This window comes from Janthinobacterium sp. Mn2066, assembly GCF_049319705.1.
Classification (GTDB): Bacteria; Pseudomonadota; Gammaproteobacteria; order Burkholderiales; family Burkholderiaceae_D; genus Janthinobacterium.
In genome coordinates this window covers 100,347-118,612 of record NZ_JBMOUF010000008.1, presented here as the reverse complement: position 1 = coordinate 118,612, position 18,266 = coordinate 100,347, and the positions used below count along the sequence as shown (strand labels likewise).

At 61.9% G+C, this 18,266-nt stretch carries 13 protein-coding genes; 3 read left to right on the top strand and 10 right to left on the bottom strand.

What is annotated here, in order from left to right; all coding sequences use genetic code 11:
* Positions 1-70 precede the first annotated feature (70 nt).
* A complete protein-coding gene (locus tag ACL9RI_RS16750) occupies positions 71-1,261 on the top strand; it encodes an AI-2E family transporter (protein ID WP_422727648.1) in 1,191 nt (396 codons plus the stop codon).
* A gap of 10 nt (positions 1,262-1,271) precedes the next feature.
* Here ACL9RI_RS16750 and ACL9RI_RS16745 read toward each other — a convergent pair whose 3' ends face one another.
* Together ACL9RI_RS16745 and ACL9RI_RS16740 are read right to left on the bottom strand one after the other, a co-directional pair.
* Positions 1,272-2,219, bottom strand: coding sequence for a YihY/virulence factor BrkB family protein (locus tag ACL9RI_RS16745; RefSeq protein WP_422727647.1), 948 nt, complete (start codon positions 2,217-2,219; stop codon positions 1,272-1,274).
* A 69-nt stretch (positions 2,220-2,288) separates the two neighbouring features.
* Positions 2,289-3,317 carry an OmpA family protein gene (locus ACL9RI_RS16740; RefSeq protein WP_422727646.1) on the bottom strand — a complete coding sequence of 343 codons (1,029 nt, stop codon included), beginning with the start codon at positions 3,315-3,317 and terminating at the stop codon, positions 2,289-2,291.
* Positions 3,318-3,803: 486 nt separating this feature from the next.
* Between ACL9RI_RS16740 and ACL9RI_RS16735 the strand changes: the two genes are divergently transcribed.
* Both ACL9RI_RS16735 and pbpC read left to right on the top strand, forming a co-directional pair.
* Positions 3,804-9,533, top strand: coding sequence for an alpha-2-macroglobulin family protein (locus ACL9RI_RS16735; protein WP_422727645.1), 5,730 nt, complete (start codon positions 3,804-3,806; stop codon positions 9,531-9,533).
* Positions 9,534-9,550: 17 nt separating this feature from the next.
* Positions 9,551-11,632 carry a penicillin-binding protein 1C gene (gene pbpC, locus ACL9RI_RS16730; RefSeq protein ID WP_422727892.1) on the top strand — a complete coding sequence of 694 codons (2,082 nt, stop codon included), beginning with the start codon at positions 9,551-9,553 and terminating at the stop codon, positions 11,630-11,632.
* A gap of 7 nt (positions 11,633-11,639) precedes the next feature.
* On the opposite strand, the gene ACL9RI_RS16725 is transcribed toward pbpC, so the two are convergent.
* From ACL9RI_RS16725 to ACL9RI_RS16690, 8 genes are all read right to left on the bottom strand, one after another.
* On the bottom strand, positions 11,640-11,954 hold the full coding sequence (locus tag ACL9RI_RS16725) for a hypothetical protein (protein WP_422727891.1): 315 nt from the start codon (positions 11,952-11,954) through the stop codon (positions 11,640-11,642).
* Positions 11,951-12,283: a hypothetical protein gene (locus tag ACL9RI_RS16720; protein WP_422727644.1), complete on the bottom strand. Its 333-nt coding sequence runs from the start codon at positions 12,281-12,283 to the stop codon at positions 11,951-11,953. The genes ACL9RI_RS16725 and ACL9RI_RS16720 overlap by 4 nt, the downstream gene beginning before the upstream one ends.
* A 67-nt stretch (positions 12,284-12,350) precedes the next feature.
* A complete protein-coding gene (locus ACL9RI_RS16715) occupies positions 12,351-12,827 on the bottom strand; it encodes a T6SS effector phospholipase Tle3 domain-containing protein (protein WP_422727643.1) in 477 nt (158 codons plus the stop codon).
* Between the two features lie 107 nt (positions 12,828-12,934).
* Positions 12,935-13,177 (bottom strand): hypothetical protein, encoded by a 243-nt coding sequence (locus tag ACL9RI_RS16710; protein WP_422727642.1) that lies wholly within the window; start codon positions 13,175-13,177, stop codon positions 12,935-12,937.
* A gap of 131 nt (positions 13,178-13,308) precedes the next feature.
* The gene (locus ACL9RI_RS16705) at positions 13,309-14,655 is read right to left on the bottom strand and encodes a sigma-54-dependent transcriptional regulator (RefSeq protein WP_422727641.1); all 1,347 of its coding nucleotides are present in this window, start codon (positions 14,653-14,655) and stop codon (positions 13,309-13,311) included.
* Between the two features lie 32 nt (positions 14,656-14,687).
* Positions 14,688-16,556: a sensor histidine kinase gene (locus ACL9RI_RS16700; protein ID WP_422727640.1), complete on the bottom strand. Its 1,869-nt coding sequence runs from the start codon at positions 16,554-16,556 to the stop codon at positions 14,688-14,690.
* 74 nt (positions 16,557-16,630) lie between these two features.
* On the bottom strand, positions 16,631-17,422 hold the full coding sequence (locus ACL9RI_RS16695; RefSeq protein ID WP_422727639.1) for an ABC transporter ATP-binding protein: 792 nt from the start codon (positions 17,420-17,422) through the stop codon (positions 16,631-16,633).
* An 11-nt stretch (positions 17,423-17,433) separates the two neighbouring features.
* A complete protein-coding gene (locus tag ACL9RI_RS16690) occupies positions 17,434-18,255 on the bottom strand; it encodes an ABC transporter permease (protein WP_422727638.1) in 822 nt (273 codons plus the stop codon).
* Positions 18,256-18,266: the final 11 nt, after the last annotated feature.

The window sequence follows — 18,266 nt, the reverse complement described above, 5'->3', positions numbered from 1 at the left end:
GCACCTGGCCCCTGGCCGGTGCTGCGGATCGCCTTGAACAGGCTTGAACCGCCGGGGCAGAAGAGACTCCATGAATACTCCGCCAGCTGAGGGCAGCACCGAGCCGGCCGAGCTTGCGCCGACGGAAGCAAGCGCCAGCGTTGTCGCAGGGCCGCTGGAGCGCCCCTTGCAATTGCCGCTGCACGTCAATGCGCGCGGCGTCGCGCTGGGCATTATCGCCACCGTCTGTTTTGTGTTTGCCCTGCAATGGGCGCAGAAATTCCTGATCCCCGTCGTCTTTGCGATTTTCATCGCCTATACCCTCAATCCCCTTGTCGTCTGGCTGGAAAAAATCCGCGTGCCCCGCATCGCCGGCGCCACCGTCATCACCGCCCTGATACTGTTCGGTTCGCTCGTCATGATCGAGCGCGTGCAGGGCGAGTTTGAATCCATCGTCGAAGAAATGCCGGCCGCCACCCACAAGCTGGCCCGTTTGATCGCCGCCAGCACGGGCGGCAAGGAAAGCACATTGCAAAAAATGCAAGCCGTGGCCAATGAAATCGAACAGGTAGCGGCTGGCGCCGAGGCGCGCCGTGCCGACCGCCGTGCCGCCAGCAAACCCGATGCACCCAATTTCAAGGTGATGGACTGGGTCTGGGCCGGTTCGCTGGGGCTGGCAGGCTTTTTGAGCCAGGCCACCATGGTGATTTTCCTCGTCTTTTTCCTGTTGCTGTCCGGCGATACCTTCAAGCGCAAGCTGGTCAAGCTGACGGGGCCGTCGCTGAGCCGCAAGAAAGTAACGGTGCATATCCTGGAAGACATCAATACCTCGATCCAGAACTATATGTTCATGCTGCTGGTGACGAATGGCTTGCTGGCACTGCTGATGTGGATCGCGCTGCGCCTGATCGGCCTGGAAAACGCGGGCGCCTGGGCCATCGTGGCCGGTTTGCTGCACATCATGCCGTATTTCGGTCCGCTGCTGATCACCCTGGCCACCGGGCTGGTGGCCTTTTTGCAGTTCGAATCGCTGGAAATGGTCTTGCTGGTGACGGCCACCTCGATGGGCATCGCCACCCTGGTCGGCACCTTTGTGACTACCTGGATGACGGGCCGCATCGCCCGCATGAACCCCACGGCGGTATTCATCAGCCTGCTGTTCTGGGGCTGGCTATGGGGGGTCTGGGGCTTGCTGCTGGGCGTGCCCATCATCGTGATCGTCAAGGTCGTGGCCGAGCGCGTGCAAGGCATGGAAGTGGTTGCCGAGCTTTTAGGAGAGTAAATCCTGTTGTCTACGACTGGTGGTGCTTGAGAATCTTGGTGACCACATCGCCATCTTCTGTTTTTTCCATGTCTTTCATGCTACCCAGCTGCAAGGTGAACTGGCGCGTGAATTCGGCGCCCAGGAAGAAGATTTGCGCCGAGTAATAGACCCACAGCAGCAGGGCCACCAGCGAACCGGCGGCGCCATAGCTGCTGGCCACGCCGCTGTTGCCGATATACACGCCGATCGCATATTTACCCAGCGAAAACATGAAGGCCGTACCCAGCGCGCCGATCATCACGTCGCGCCAGGACAGGCGCACGCGGGGCAGCATCTTGTAGATGACGGCAAACAGGCTGGCGATGACGGCAAAGCCGATCAGGTTGGACAGGATGGCAAACAGCACGGCGGCATCTTTCCACACGCCTTCCCAAAAATTTTGCAGGATCGCCATGGCGGCGCTGACCACCAGCGACACCATCAACAGAAACGCCAGCACCAGCACCAGTCCGAAGGACAGCAGGCGCGTGCGCAGCATGTCCCAGGCGCCCGCTTCCTTCAGCGGTGGCACTTGCCAGATCTCATCAAGGCTGGCCTTTAATTCCGCAAACACGCTGGTGGCGCCAAACAGCAGCAAGCCGCCTGCAATCAGGGTGGCGATGCGCCCCTGTTCGTGGCTCTGTGCGCCGGCCAGCACCAGCTGGATGGCTTCCGCTCCCTGTTTGCCCAGCAAGCCCTGCAATTGCTCCATCAATTCGCCGCGCGCGGCCGCCTGGCCATAAAAAAAGCCGGCGATGGCGATCACCAGCACCAGGATGGGCGCGACGGAAAACAGGGTGTAATAGGCGAGGGCGGCGCCCTTGCTCGAGGCGCGGTGTTCCAGCCATTCGGTGACGGAGCAGACGACGACCTTGCGCATCTGTTGCCAGAAGGGGCCCAGCCGGGCCAGGCGGGTAGGGGGAGAGGAAGTACTCATAATGGCTTTCAATAAAAAAAGGGGCCGTAGCCCCTTTTTGTGCAGTGGCCTTCCACTGATGGTTGATGCTTACTGTACGCGGCGTTCGATGGTGATTTGCTCGACTTCAACGCGACGGTTAGGTTCCAGGCACTTGATCAAGTCAGCGCGTTTCTTGTTATCGCAAGTAACGACTGGATTGGTCGAGCCTTTGCCTTCGGCCGTCAGGCGGTTGGCGGCAACACCGGCGTTGACCAGGTAAGCCTTGACTGCGTCAGCACGTTCCTTCGACAGTTTCAGGTTGTACTTGGGCGAACCGATGCGGTCGGCGTAACCGCTGATCACCACGTTGTTGACGTCCGGCGCTGCGTTGAGCACGCGTGCGATCTCGTCCAGCCTGGACTGTGTCGCCCCCAGCTTGGCGCTGTCGAAGGCGAACAGTTCCGTCGCCGACAGGGTTACCTTCTCGAACCGTGGTTGCGGCGGTGGAGGAGGTGGCGGCGGTGGTGGTGGAGGTGGCGGCGGTGGCGCCACTTCCTGGCGTGGCGGCGGCGGCGGTGCAGGCGGTTTGTCGAACGCGTAGTTCAAGCCCACGGTGACGTAGTAGTTGTTGGCCTTGCTGCTGGCGAAGGTATCGCCACGCAGGAAGCCATGCACGTTGCGGATATCGACCTGGGTCGACCACTGGTCGTTGATCTTGCCCTGGAAGCCCAGGCCGACGCTGGCGTATGGCGAGCTCTTGCTGCGGTCACCCAGTACGCCGGTATCCTTGTCGCGTTGCATACCAGCACCGATCAGCACGAAGGGGGCGAAAGCAGGATCGCGGCTGAACAGGTACAGGCCATCGACGCCCAGCGTATTTTGCTGGTAGCGCGTGCCATTGTTCCCTTTCGAGCGGGCATAGGTGGTGCCGAACTGGATATCCCATTCAGGCGACAAAGGCTTACCAAAGCGCAGACCGGCGCCATAGCCGGTTTTGTCGGTGGAGAAATCAGAATCGGGTTTCAGTGCATTGATGCTAGGTTGAATATACCAGGATGGGTTAATTTCCTGGGCCTGTGCGCCGAGGGCGGAGCACAAGACTGCGGCGGCAACGGCGATTTTTTTTAGATTATTCACAAGTAACTCCCAACGTTGAAAGAGATTTTCTCTACTGCCTACAAACACAGACTGCCAAACATTAATAAGAATTAAATATCAATACTAATAAAATGCGGCTTGATGACAGGTCTGGACAGGTGCGCTACACGCAACATTTGCACTGCTGTTGGACTGGAGAATACGGATCCAGGTTCGACCGGTCGGTGCGTTAGCGCACAAAGCATTGTTGTATATCAATGGTGTTGCAGTTTGACGACAAAAACAACTCATTTCGACGATGCAAATTTTGATAAGCCAGACATAAAAGGAAAAGCACGAAGTTCCTGTTGTTTGTTACCGCCTGGCGAACAACTTATTTCTAACTTGTCACTGTATATTATCAATACTGTTGACGATTAAAACCGATATTACATCGATGTTGTATTCCTGCCGCGTTCGATAGAGAAACAATTCCGTTTTGCCCCTATTCGGCGTTATCGCGCCTTTCTATTCAGGAGTTACTCCGTGCCCAAGGTTACTTTCCATAAGGCTATTCTTTCCAGGCTCGCCCGTTTCAGTTTGCCGGCGCTGTTGATACTGCCGCTGGGCACGGCTTTACCAGCCCTGGCCGAGAGCGGCGTGGCGGTGTTTTCGCCGACGGGCACGGTCAAGGCCGTGCGCCAGGTGCGGGCGCAATTTGCCACGCCGATGGTGCCGTTTGGCGACATGGCCCTGGCCGATCCCTTCACTGTCGATTGCGGCAAGGCAGAGCCGGTTGTGGTGGCGGGCAAGGGGCGCTGGGCCGATGAACGCAACTGGAGCTATGATTTCGAGCGCGATTTGCCCGCTGGCGTGGCGTGTACCTTTAGCTTGAAACCGGAAGTGAAAGACCTGGCTGGCCAGACATGGAAGGGCGCCGCCAGCTACCGTTTTGACACGGGCGGGCCGGCCATCGTCGAGGCCACGCTCTACGATGGCCAGCCGTACATCGATGAAAACCAGATTTTCGTGCTGGGCCTAGACGCCGTGGCCAGCGAGGCCAGCATTACGACTAATGCGTATTGCAGTGCGGAAGGCATCAATGAAAAGATCGGCGTGCGCCTGTTGCAGGGCAAGCAGCTGGAACAAGTACTGGCCTTGCGCAAGAACTTCGTCGACCGCTACCTGAACGTGTATTTCAAGTCGCGCGGCGTGGTGTGGAAGGCGGGGTTGCCCATGTTTGTCAAGGGCGCGCCGCCGCTGCCCGTCACGGTGCTGCAATGCAAGCGCACCTTCCCCGCCAACGCCAAGGTGACACTGGTGTGGGGCGCGGGCATCGCTACAGCCGGTCCCGACCCGATTGCCACGGACAAGGCGCAAAGCCTGCATTACAAGACGCGGCCTGACTTTACGGCCAGGTTCAGCTGCGAACGCAGCAATCCCAAGGATCAGTGCATCCCGTTCTTACCCCTGCGCGTGCAGTTTTCTGCGCCCGTGAAAGCCGCGCTGGTGCGGGCCATCACCCTGAAAGGCGGCGGCAAGACGTATGCGCCGTCGATATCGAAGGAAGAAGAAAAGGCGGAATTCCTCACCGACGCCACTTTTAAAGGCCCATTCCCCGAACAGGCCAGCTTTGTACTGAGCTTGCCGAATAAATTGACGGACGATGCAGGCCGCAACTTGCTGAACCGCGGACGCTTTCCCATGACGGTGCGCACCGGCCAGCAGCCGCCGCTGCTGAAATTCCCGGCGCCCTTCGGCATCCTGGAAGCGAAGGGCGATGGTTTGCTGCCGGTCACCGTGCGCAATATCGAGCCTGTGTTGACGGGCAGGGAAGCGGCATCGGGCGCGACCTTGCGCCTGCCCGACAATGACGACAAATTCATCATCGACTGGATGCGGCGTTTGTCGGGTGGCGGCGGGGAAAATGAAAACTGGCAGCCCGGCGAACAATATGCGGGCAATATGAGCAAGTCCGTGCTGAATGGCGCAGCCGGCACGCGTGCTTTTAAATTACCGCGCCCCGATGGCAAGAAAACCTTTGAAGTGATCGGCATTCCCCTGGTCAAGCCGGGCTTTTATGTGGTGGAACTGGCCAGTCCCATCCTGGGCAAGGCCTTGCTGGCCAAACCCGCGACCGCCTACATCCATACGGCTGCGCTGGTGACCAACCTGGCGGCCCACTTCAAGCATGGCGCCGCATCGTCGCTGGTGTGGGTCACCTCGCTGGACAAGGGCGCGCCCGTGGCCAAGGCGCAGGTGGCGGTGCGCGATTGCAGTGGCAAGCTATTGTGGCAAGGTCTGACGGGGGCCGACGGCGTGGCCCGTATCGACGGCGAACTGGCGCGCTCGACGTGCAAGAACAATGGCAGTTATTTTATCAGTGCGCGCAGCGGCGGCGACATGACGTTTACCATGTCGGACTGGGTGGGCGGCATCGAATCCTGGCGGTTTAATTTGCCCACCGATGACACGCGCGCCGACAGCACCTTGCTGGCCACCGTGTTCGACCGCAGCTTGCTGCGCGCCGGCGAAACCGTGCACATGAAGCATTTCATCCGCCGCCACACGGACCAGGGCCTGAGTCTGGTCGACAAGCATAACGGCCCTGGCAGCGCCACGGCGGTCGTCATCACGCACCAGGGCAGCGAGCAGACGTACCAGCTGCCGCTGCGCTGGTCGGCCAGCGGCACGGCGGAAAATGAATGGACCATCCCGGCGGACGCCAAGCAGGGTGAATATCAAGTCAGCATGGCCGGCAAGCCATCGGGCAGCTTCCGCGTGGAAGCGTTCCGCGTGCCGACCATGAAAGCCGTGCTGCAGGGGCCGAAAACGCCAGCGGTGCAGGTGTCGCAAGTGGCGCTGGACGCGCAGATCAATTACCTGGCGGGCGGCGCCGCCACCAATGCACCCGTCAAGCTGCGCACGGTGTTGCAGGATAAAAGCGTGAGTTTTGCCGACTATGCCGATTTCAGCTTCAGCAATGGCGATGTGAAAGAAGGCCTGGTCAAGCAGGGTGCCGGTTATGACGACGATGAGAATGCATGGCAGGATGAAGGCAGCGCGGCGGCGGGAGCGGCCGCGGCACGCACGCAAAACCTGACCCTGGACCAGGCGGGCGGCGCGCGTGTCGTGATCGACCAGTTGCCGCAATCAGCGACGCCGCGCGATCTGGTGGCGGAAATGGCGTTCCAGGACGCGAATGGCGAGACGGCGTCAGTCGCCACCCGCGTGCCCTTGTGGCCATCGAGCTATGTGATCGGCGTCAAGCCCGACGCCTGGGCCTTGAGCCGCGACCAATTCAAGTTCACGGTGGCGGTGCTGTCCACCGAAGGCAAGCCCGTGCCCAATGCGGCCGTCGCCGTCGATTTCTTCCAGCGCAATAGCTATTCGCACCGCCGGCGCCTGATCGGCGGCTTTTATGCGTATGAAAACGAGAGTGAAATCGTCAAGCTGGGCCCCGCCTGCAGCGGCCAGACCGATAACAAGGGCCTGTTGATCTGCGACGTAAAGGCGCCGGCCAGCGGCAATCTGATCCTGCGCGCGCGTACCGAAGATGGCCAGGGCAGGGCGGCGGTGACCAACCGCGAAACCTGGGTGGCCGGCAGCGAAGACTGGTGGTTCAGCGCCAGCGACAGCGACCGTATCGATCTGCTGCCCGAGAAAAAGCGCTATGAACCGGGCGAGCAGGCCAGCCTGCAAGTGCGCATGCCTTTCCGCGAGGGCACGGCCCTTATCACGGTGGAGCGCGAAGGCATCCTCGACACCTATGTGCGGCCTTTGACTGGCCGCGAACCGGTGGTGAATATTCCCGTGAAGGCCAACTATGCACCGAATGTGTATGTGTCCGTGTTCGTGGTGCGGGGCCGGGTCGATGGCGTGCAGCCGACTGCCCTGGTCGACCTGGGCAAGCCCGCCTACAAGATGGGCATCGCGCCGCTGAACGTGGGTTGGCAGGCGCATGAGTTGAAGGTGATGGTGGTATCCGACAAGGAGGTCTACCGCACGCGCGAGAAAGCCGAGGTATCCGTGCGCGTGCGCCGCGCCGATGGCAAGGCCCTGCCAGCCGGTGCGGAAGTGGCGCTGGCGGCCGTCGATACGGGTCTGCTGGAACTGATGCCCAACGATAGCTGGAAGCTGCTGGACACCATGATGGCGCAGCGCAGCCTGCAGGTGGAAACCTCGACCGCGCAAATGCAGGTGATCGGCAAGCGCCATTTCGGCCGCAAGGCCTTCCCGGCCGGCGGTGGCGGCGGCAAGGGCGCCAGCCGCGAACTGTTCGACACCCTGCTGTTCTGGAAGGCCACCGTCAAGCTCGACGCCAGGGGCGAGGCAACCGTGCAAGTGCCGCTGAACGACTCGCTGACGGGTTTTCGCATCGTTGCCGTCGCCAGCGCCGGCCAGCAGCTGTTTGGCACCGGTAGCACCGATATCCGCACGTCGCAAGACTTGATCTTATTATCCGGCTTGCCGCAGCTGGTGCGTGAAGGCGACCAGCTGCGCGCCGGTTTTACGGTGCGTAATACCTCGAATGCCTCGCTGAACGTGGAGCTGAACGCCAGCGCAGCCAATAAAGCCTTGCCGCGCCAGAGTGTGAGCCTGGCGGCGGGCGAGGCGCGCGAGATCGGCTGGAATTACCAGGTGCCGATGGGGGCCGCCAGCATCGTGTGGGAGCTCAGCGCCAGGGCGGGCAATCACACGGATAAACTGAAGATCACGCAAAAGGTGGGCCAGGCTACGCCGCTGCGCACCTACCAGGCGACCCTGCTGCAGCTGGACCAGGCAAAAAATATGTCGGTGCAGATGCCGGCTGGCGCGCTTCCCGGCCGCGGCGGCATCCAGACCAGCTTTGCGGCCAGCCTGGGTGGCGAGCTGCCCGGCGTGCGCGAGTATATGGCGGCTTACCCTTACACCTGCTTCGAGCAAAATACCTCGAAAGCGATCGCCTTGCGCGACACGGCGGCCTGGAACAAGCTGGCCACCAGCTTGCCCGCCTATCTCGATGGCGACGGTTTGCTGAAATACTTCCCGATGATGGAGCAGGGCAGCGATACCCTGACGGCCTATGTCTTGTCCGCTACGGCGGAAGCGGGTTATGTGATACCCGAACAGACGAAAAACCGCATGGAAGAAGGCTTGACGGCCTTCGTGCAGGGCCGCATCGTGCGCCATTCCGCTTTGGCGACGACCGACCTGGCCGTGCGCAAGCTGGCTGCGCTGGAAGCCTTGTCGCGCTCGAACAAGGTGCCGCCCGATGCGCTGGAGTCAATCAGCATCAACCCGAACCTGTGGCCGACCTCGGCCCTGATCGACTGGAGCTTGCTGTTGCAGCGCACGCCGAAGCTGGCCCGCCGCGATGCCCAGCTGGCTGAAGTGCAGCAGATCTTGCGTTCGCGCCTGAACTTCCAGGGCACGAGCATGGGCTTTTCCACCGAGCGCAAGGATAACTGGTGGTGGCTGATGGTCTCTGGCGACGTCAACGCCAACCGCTTGCTGCTGGCCGTGCTGGACAACCCCGCGTGGAAAGACGATATCGGCCGCCTGGCCCGTGGCGCCATGGGCCGCCAGAAGCAGGGGCGCTGGGATACCACGGTCGCCAATGCCTGGGGCACGCTGGCGATGGCCAAGTTCTCGGCCAGGTTTGAATCCACGCCAGTGACGGGCAGCAGCAGTGTCAAGCTGGGCAGCGATACGCAGACGCTGGCCTGGAACGATGCCGCCAAGGCCGGCCCCGTGCTGCAAGCCTGGCCAAAAGGAGCTGACACCTTGAGCCTGTCGCACGATGGCACGGGCAAACCCTGGGCCACGGTGCAAAGCGTGGCGGCGATACCGCTCGCGGCACCTGTTTCCAGTGGCTATACCGTGAAGAAAACCATCACGCCGGTGGAGCAGAAAACGGCGGGCGTGTGGTCGCGCGGCGATGTCTACCGCGTGCGGCTGGACTTGACGGCGCAAACGGACATGAGCTGGGTGGTAGTCGACGATCCGATACCGGCCAGCGCCACGGTGCTGGGCAATGGCCTGGGCCGCGATTCTCAATTGTCCACGGCCGGCGAAAAATCCACGGGCTGGGTCTGGCCCACATTCGAAGAGCGCGCCGTCGACGCCTTCCGCGCCTACTATGCCTTCGTGCCGAAAGGCGCGTGGAGCGTGGAATACACGGTGCGCCTGAATAATGCGGGCGACTTCCAATTGCCGGCCAGCCGGGTGGAAGCCATGTACTCGCCCGAACTGTTTGGCGCGGCGCCGAACGCCAACGTGAAGGTGGGGCAGTGAAGTCCCTGATCTTTATCATGGCGTGCACCTTATCTGCTGCGGCCCTGGCGCAAGCGACCCTGACGCCGGGCCAGGTGCAGGCGGCTTATCGCAGTTCGGAAGCGCAGCTGCTGGACCGCACAGGCCAGCCGCTGCAATCGCTGCGGGTAGACATGCAGGCGCGCCGGCTGCCGTGGGTGGCGCTGGCCGATATTTCGCCCGCCTTGCAGCAAGCCGTGCTGCTGGCGGAAGACCAGCGCTTCATGCGCCACGGCGGGGTCGATTTCTCGGCACTGGCGACGGCCGCCTGGGATAATCTGTTTGCAGCAAAGCCGCGTGGCGCCTCGACCATCACCATGCAGCTGGCCGGCCAGCTCGACGCCGATTTGAAGGCGCAGGCGGGCGGGCGCAGCCTGCGCCAGAAGTGGGACCAGATACGCGCTGCGCAAGTCATCGAGCAAAGCTGGAGCAAGGCGCAGATTTTCGAAGCCTACCTGAACCTGGTGTCGTTCCGCGGCGAGCTGCAGGGCGTGGCCGCCGCATCTTATGGCCTGTTCGGCAAGGCGCCTTCGGGCTTGAACCAGACCGACAGCATCATCCTGGCCAGCCTGGTGCGCGCGCCGAATGCAGCGCCGGCGGCCGTCACGCGGCGCGCCTGCGCGCTGGCGAAAGAGAGCCGCATGGACAGCAGCTGCCAGCTGATCGGCCAGCGCGTGTTGACGGCCCTGCAGCGCAATGCCTTTTATGCGGACCTGGCGCCTGCGCCGCAAGTGGCGCGGCAATTGCTCAAGCAGCCCGGCGTGGCCGTGCGCAGCACCCTCGATGGTCCGCTGCAGCGTTTTGCGCAAGCCAATCTGCGCCAGCAACTGGCGTCCCTGCGCGAGCGCAATGTCAACGATGGCGCCATTATCGTGCTCGATAACCGCAGCGGCGAAATCCTCGCCTACGTCGGCAACGCGGGCGGCAAGGAAGTCGATGGCGTGACGGCGCTGCGCCAGGCCGGTTCCACGTTAAAACCGTTTTTATACGAACTGGCCATCGAGCGCCGTTTGATGACGGCCGCCTCCATCATGGACGACACGCCGCTCGACATCGCCACCGGTTCCGGCCTGTATGCGCCGCAAAACTACGACCGCAATTTCAAGGGTTATGTCAGCGTCCGCACCAGCCTGGCCAGTTCGCTCAATATCCCCGCCGTGCGCACGGTGCTGCTGACAGGGCAGGACAGCTTTTACAACCGCCTGAAAGACGTGGGGCTATCTAGCCTGACGGAACCGGCCGAATACTATGGCCCTTCATTGGCGCTGGGCGCCTCGGAAGTGAGCTTGCTGGAACTGGCCAACGCCTACCGCGTGCTGGCCAACGGCGGACAATTCAGTGCCGCCAGCCTGCAGCCGGGCCAGGGCGGCGGCGCGCGCCGCGTGATGGACGCGGGCGCGGCGTTTATCGTCAGCGATATCCTGGCCGACCGCGCCGCGCGCAGCGTCACTTTTGGCTTGCGCAATGAGCTGGGCACGAATTTCTGGAGCGCCGTCAAGACAGGCACCAGCAAGGATATGCGCGACAACTGGTGCGTCGGTTATTCGCAGCGCTACACGGTGGGCGTCTGGGTCGGCAACTTCGACGGCCAGCCCATGTGGGACGTGTCGGGCGTGACGGGGGCCGCGCCCGTGTGGCGCGATGTGATGGATTACCTGCACAAGAATGTCGCCAGCCATGCGCCGCCAGCACCGAAAGGCCTGCTGCAGCAGCAGGTGGCGTACCAGCCCGCGCTGGAAGCGCCGCGCCGCGAGTGGTTCATCGCCGGCACCGAAAGCCCCGTCTTCGCGGTGGTGGGCGACGCCCATCGCGCCCCTGTCATCGTGTACCCGGCCGACGACAGCATCCTGGCCATCGACCCCGATATCCCGCCAGGCTTGCAGCGCGTGTTTTTCCAGGCCCAGGGCAGCCAGGGCTTGCGCTGGGTGCTGGACGGAGAGGATTTAGGACCGGCCGATGACAGTGTCAGCTGGCGCCCCGCGCCGGGCAAGCATGTGCTGGCGCTGGTTGATGGCGAAGGCAAGACGCTGGCGCAAGCGGGTTTCCAGGTACGCGGCAATGCGCTGGCGCAGCTGAAATAAGCAGGTGTCAATTCGCCGGATAATTGGCCGGATCGATGGCGGGCACAACGCGGTGCCGGAACACGTCGCCGCCGTGCGGATGATGCTGGGTGCGGCGTGGTTCGTCGGATGGTGGGCTGATCAGGACGATCGACGCTTCCTCGGGATCGCGCAGATTGACCACCGCACTGACGCCGCCATCGCGGTAGCTGCCCATCACGCCGGGGGCCATTTGCACGAACAGGGTGGCCGCGCCCGTATTGCCCAGGCGTTTATCGGTATCGATCCACTGTTGTGGCTTGCCGCTGTCGAGTTCCGGGCCGCCGTCTTGCGCATGTTTCAGCAGCGTCTTGTGCAGCGCTTCTTGCCATCGGCATCCGTCAGCTTGACGAAGGTCGGCCGGTGGATAAAACCCAAAGTAGGCAGCCGGTCGATCTGCGCCAGTTGTTCCTTGTTAAACGGCAGGGGAAACCATGGCGTGGGCTGCCAGTCCCTGGGCGGAAAATAGGTCCTGGGATTGAGCTTGTCAAACATGCTGAAGGTGCCTGTGCCACGGATATCGGGGCGTTGGGCAAATTGTGCGGCGGCGGGGAGCCATTCTTCTATCGTAGGCTGGCGCTGGGTAAAGGCATTCGGGTCTTCCCTCTTGCGGGGATGGGGAACTGCCCGCATCAACTGGTCGTAAGCGAGATACAGCCGCCGTGCCACGCCGTAGGTGTTGAGGTCATCAACGCTGTCCTCAGGTGGCGCATCGTCGTAGGCAAACCTTCACGCCGCGCCAGCACGAACAGAGCGGAGGCGTCGGGCATTTCGGGGATGTAGTGGCCGTTCTCGACGAGTGGAGGAGAGTTGTCAGCGCTGTACAGGTCGCGTGTTGGCATGCTGTCCTCGGAATTGAGCACAATGTAAGGCCCGTCAGGGTTGGCGTCGAAAAAGGCAAATACGTCTTGTGCGCCACGATCGACACGGCTTCATTGCTGTCGTAGTCGCGGATCATGCTGATCAGCACCGCCAGCCGCTTGGCTGCCAGCACCATATACATGCGGCCCGGCGCCGTCATCAGCGGGCATACGGGATCGCCACCTACATCGAATGGCGAGAACAGGCCTTTGTTCCACATGTCGGGCCGGATGCGCACGATGGCGTCGCTGCAGCGGTCGCATTGCAGCAGCGCGCTATTGCTGCCGCTGACATAAGGAATCTTGGGATACACCATCGCCGCTCCTTGCTGGCCAGACAGGACAGTGCAGGAGGCGGGAGGCGGGAGGGCGGATTCCTTGCGCTTGAACAAGCTACATGTTTAAGGATGCTGCGGGATGGCGCTTAAGTGCTGGCTTTGTTGAGCAGTTTCTTGTCTATCACTCCCGGCGCTGCCCAGAGTAGCAATAGCCAGATGCTAAAGGACAAGCCACGGTATAGGGCTTCAAAACACAGGCCGAAAATCACGGCACGCGCAAGCGATGTCGTGGACGGCACTTGCGCGCTATCGAGCAGGAGGGAGGTGGCGATAGCAGCCACGGCCATCAGGGGAAAGGCAAACCACCACTTGCGTTCAATCGGAGACATGGCTTTCTCGGAAGATGAGATGTCTTTCAGTGTAGCGCAATGATGCCGAAAAGTGATTTTTCTTTTGCATCATTGCCAGTTTGTAAGGGACGCCATGGTTATCGACATCGGGCTGGACCGGCAACCTTTGATTAACGGAATTGCTCGGTCGAGATATCAAAACGCTTGAGCTTGTCGTACAGGGTTTTTTTCGGGATATTCAGCGCGGTAGCAGCGTCGATCACGTTGCCGTTATGGCGGCGCAAGGCTTCTTCGATGATGGATTTTTCGAACGTGTCCACTTGTTCGGCCAGCGATGCTTCGCGTACGCCGGCCGGGCTCAGGGTGTCGTCGAGCAAGCCCAGCACGAAGCGGTCGGCCACATTGTGCAATTCGCGCACATTGCCGGCCCAGCGCTGGGCCATCAGCGAAGCCAGCAATTCGCTGCTGACCAGTGTTGCCGGCTGGCCATAGCGCACCGCTGCCTGCAGCACGAAAAATTCGAACAGCAAGGGGATGTCTTCGCGCCGGTTGCGCAGGGCGGGCAGGGTCAGGCTGGCCACGTTCAGGCGGTAATACAGGTCGGCGCGGAACTTGCCTTGCTCGGCCAGCAGATTCAAGTCTTCCTTGGCGGCGGCGATCACGCGGAAATTGACGGAGATCAATTTATTCGATCCCAGGCGCTCCACCTTGCGTTCCTGCAACACGCGCAGCAGTTTCACTTGCAGGGCCAGCGGCATGCTTTCGATTTCGTCCAGGAACAAAGTGCCGCCATTTGCGTATTCGATCTTGCCGATGCGCTGGCGCTGCGCGCCCGTGAACGCGCCTTCTTCGTGGCCGAACAGTTCCGATTCAAACATCGATTCGGGCAGGGCGCCGCAATTGATCGCCACGAACGGGTGGTCGCGCCGCTCGCTGAAATCGTGCAGGCAGCGGGCGATCAATTCCTTGCCGGTCCCCGTTTCGCCGAGAATGATGATGTCGGCCGACTTGGGCGCCAGGTTCAGCACCAGCTGGCGCACCTTGGCCATGGCTGCGCTGCGGCCCACGATGCGCGCTTCGATGCCGGCCCGCTGTTCCAGCTGGCGCCGCAGATTCATGTTTTCCAGCACCAGGTGGCGCTTGTCGAGCGCGCGCCGGCACACTTCCACCAGCAGGTCGGCCGAAAACGGTTTTTCGATAAAATCATAGGCGCCGCGGCGCATGGCGCCCACCGCCATCGATACATCGCCATGGCCCGTCACCAGGATCACGGGCAGGCTGGCGTCTTGCGCCACGGCCAGGTCCAGCAGCTGCAAGCCATCCATGCCGGGCAATTTGATATCGCTCAATAAGATGCCGGCAAATTCCGGCACCAGGTGCGGCAGTGCTTCCTCGGCCGTGGCGCAGGCTGTCACTTGCAGGCCGGCCAGTTCCAGCGACTGTTTTGCGCCCTTGCGCACGACGGCGTCGTCTTCGACCAGCAATACCTGCAAGCCTGCGAAATTGTGTTCGTGCATGTGACCCTGTCTCTGTTTAATTATTGTTGCACCTATTGTGATACCCCGGTGCTCAGTGCGATTGTAAACTGCGCGCCGCCTCCTTCGGTGAGAGAGCGGTTGCGGGCGCTCAGGGTGCCGCCCGCCGCGCGCACGATGCCGGCGCTGATCGACAGGCCCAGTCCCAGTCCCTCTTCCTTGGTGGTGTAGAAGGGATCGAAAATGCGGTCGATCGAGGTCACGGGAATGCCGGGGCCATTGTCGGTGACCAATATGATGGCCAGCGGGCCTTCGCGCCGCACGCTGAGCCACACGTGCACGTCCTGCCCTGGCGGCACGGCGTCCATGGCGTTGGTGATCAGGTTGGTAAATACCTGTTCCAGGCCGATGGCGTTGCACAGCACGATGATGTCTTCCTGCGGCCAGTTTTCATGCAGCAGCAGGCGCTGCGAGCCGTGGCGCGTGCGGATCTGCAACATGGTTTGCGCAAACGCCTGGCGCACGTTGACGGGTTTGCGCGCATCGTCGCTACGCCGCGCAAAGCCTTTCAGTTGCGAGGTGACATAACCGAGGCGCTTGACCAGGTCGGAAATGGTCGACAGGTTATCGAGCGCATCGGCTATGCGTCCCCGGTCCAGCAAGACCTTGGTATTGTCGGAAAAAGTTTGCAGGGCGGCCAGCGGCTGGTTCAGCTCATGCGTGACGCCGGCCGCCATCTGGCCGATTGCAGCCAGCTTGCCGCTTTGCACCAGTTCCGCCTGGGCGTAGCGCAAGGTCTGCTCGGCCCGCTCGCGTTCGGCCACCTCGGCCTGCAGGCGGCCATTGGCATGCACCAGGTCGGCCGTGCGCTGTTCTACCTTGATTTCCAGCTGTTCATAAGCCTGCGCCAGGGTTTGCTGTGCCTTCAGGCGTTCGGCGATGCGGCGCCGGCGCTGGCGCGCATACATCAGGGCCAGCAAGGCCAGCGCCCAGCCCAGCGCCGCCCCGATGGCTGCATTGCGGGCCGCTTCTTCCACCTGATCGAGTTCGGCCAGCACGGTGATTTGCCAGCGCAGCGGGCCCAGCGCGCGGTTGACGGCGAGGTAATCTGCGCTGCCCGACAGCGTGGGCGCATCATCCGCCTGCGGCCGTTCCAGGGTCAGCACGCTGGCGCCATCGGCGAACTGGCGCCGCACGCGATGCGGCAGGATGGGCAGGTTTTCTTGCAAGAACTGGCGCTGTTCGCTGATGTCTTTCTGCGCGGCCGGCGACAAGGGGGCCAGCGTCTTGAACTTGAAGCCGGGCGTGCTGGCCAGGATGATCACGCCATTGGCATCCTTGACCCAGATCTGCTCGCCCGTGCCTGGCCCGCGCCACGATTGTTCTATCCAGTCCAGGTTGACCTTGGCCGCCACGATGCCGATGATGCGGCCGTCGTGCACTACCGGCTGCGAAATAAAATAGCCCGCTTCCAGCGTGGACGCACCGATGCCGTAGAAGCGGCCGATGCCGCCCGCGATTGCATTCTTGAAATAGGGCCGGAAACTGTAGTTGACGCCCACATAAGAGTTGCGGTCCTGCCAGTTGCTCGACGCCACGGTGGTGCCGCGTGCATCCAGCACATACACGGCAAACGCGCCTGCGCGGCGGTTCATGTCGACCAGGTAGGCGTTGATCTGCCCGACTTGTTTTGCGTCCGGTTTTTCCAGCAGCCGCGCTACCGCATCGCTTTGCGCCACGGCCAGCGGCAGGAATTCATATTTGTTGAGCGCGCCGCCGATCGACGCCGCATACAGCTCGGCGCGCGAATCGAGCGTGCGGTGCAGGTCATCGAGCTGGCCCTGCCTGACCCAGGCGTGCGTGCCCCAGGTCAGCGCGACCAGCGCACCGATGGCCAGCACAGTGCCAAACGGCTGTCTTATTGTCCATCTGGCCAGTGCCATGGGGTTCCGTTGGTGTGTTTATATGTGCACGGGCAGTAATTTGGGGGCAGACCCGCCGGGTCTGACCCCAGTGCTTAATCGGCCGTACTGGCCATGGTTTCCGCATTATGGTGACGCTGCTGCTCCTCCATCACCATTTCCCCCAGCATGCGCTTCAAGCGGTTGAACTCGGGGTCGCTCGGGTCGCGCGGGCGGGGCAGGTCGATCGCCACGTCGCGCTTGATGGTGCCGGGGCGGTAGGTCATGACGATGGTGCGGTCGGCCAGGTAGATCGATTCCTCGATCGAGTGGGTGACGAAGACGATGGTGGTGCCGAAGACTTTCCAGATCTTCAGCAACTCGTCTTGCAGGTTACGCCGCGTCAAGGCGTCGAGCGCGCCGAACGGTTCATCCATCAGCATGATCGGCGAATCGAGGGCCAGCACGCGGGCAATCGCCACGCGCTGGCGCATGCCGCCCGACAAGTCTTTCGGATAGCGGGCGCGGAACTCCGACAAGCCCAGCATCTTGAGCAGCATGTCGACCCGCTCCTTGATCTCGGCGGCGGACTTGCCGGCGATTTCCAGGCCGAACGCGATATTGCGCTCGATCGACATCCACGGGAACAGCGCGTATTCCTGGAACACCATGCCGCGGTCGGGACCGGGTTCGGTGATCAGCTTGCCGCCGGCCAGGATCTGGCCCGAGCTGGGATGGGAAAAGCCGGCGATGGCGTTGAGCAGGGTCGACTTGCCGCAGCCGGACGGCCCCAGCAGGCAGATGAACTCGCCGCTGGCAATTTCCAGGTTGATGTCTTTCAGGGCGATGACGTCGTTGCCGCCCGTGCTGAACACTTTATTGACTGCATTAATATTGATCGTGGTCATGGCCGTTCCTCTCAGTGTTCCAGGCCGCGGTGCCACTGCAGCAAATGATTATTCAGGGCATTCATGGCGATATCGATGGCCAGGCCGAACAGGCCGATGGTGAACATGCCGGCGATAATTTTGTCGGACCAGAAATACTCGCGCGCTTCCAGGATACGGAAACCCAGGCCGCTGTTGACGGCGATCATTTCCGCCACGATCACGACGATGAAGGCCGTGCCCATGCCGATGCGCGCACCGGCCAGGATGTAGGGCGTGGCTGCCGGCAGGATCACGCGGCGGAACATGGTCATCTGGCTGGCGCCCAGGTTGCGCGCGGCGCGAATGTAGATGCCATCGACCTGGCGCACGCCGGCGATGGTATTCATCAGGACGGGGAAGAAAGAACCGATGCTGATCAGGAAGAAGGCCGGCGGGTTGCCCAGGCCGAACCACAGGATGGCCAGCGGGATATACGCGATCGGCGGAATCGGGCGCAGCACTTGCACCAGCGGATCGAACAGCTTGTAGATGGTTTTATTCGTACCCATCAGCAAGCCCAGCGGCAAGGCCAGGCCGGCGCCGATGGCAAAGCCGCCCAGCACGCGCGACAGGCTGGCCCAGGCGTCATGCGGCAATTCGCCCGACAGCATCCACAGCAGGTAATTGCCCGATTCCGGCGTGTAGGCTTCCATCGGGATCAGGTATTCATACCACTTGACCAGCACGGCAACGGGCGAAGGCAGGATTTGCGGGTTGATCCAGCCGAAGGTGGACATGGCTTGCCAGATCAACAGCACGGCTACCGGCACGAGGGCGCCATGCAAGGCACGTTTCATGGTTTGCAGATTCATGGTGAGGCTTT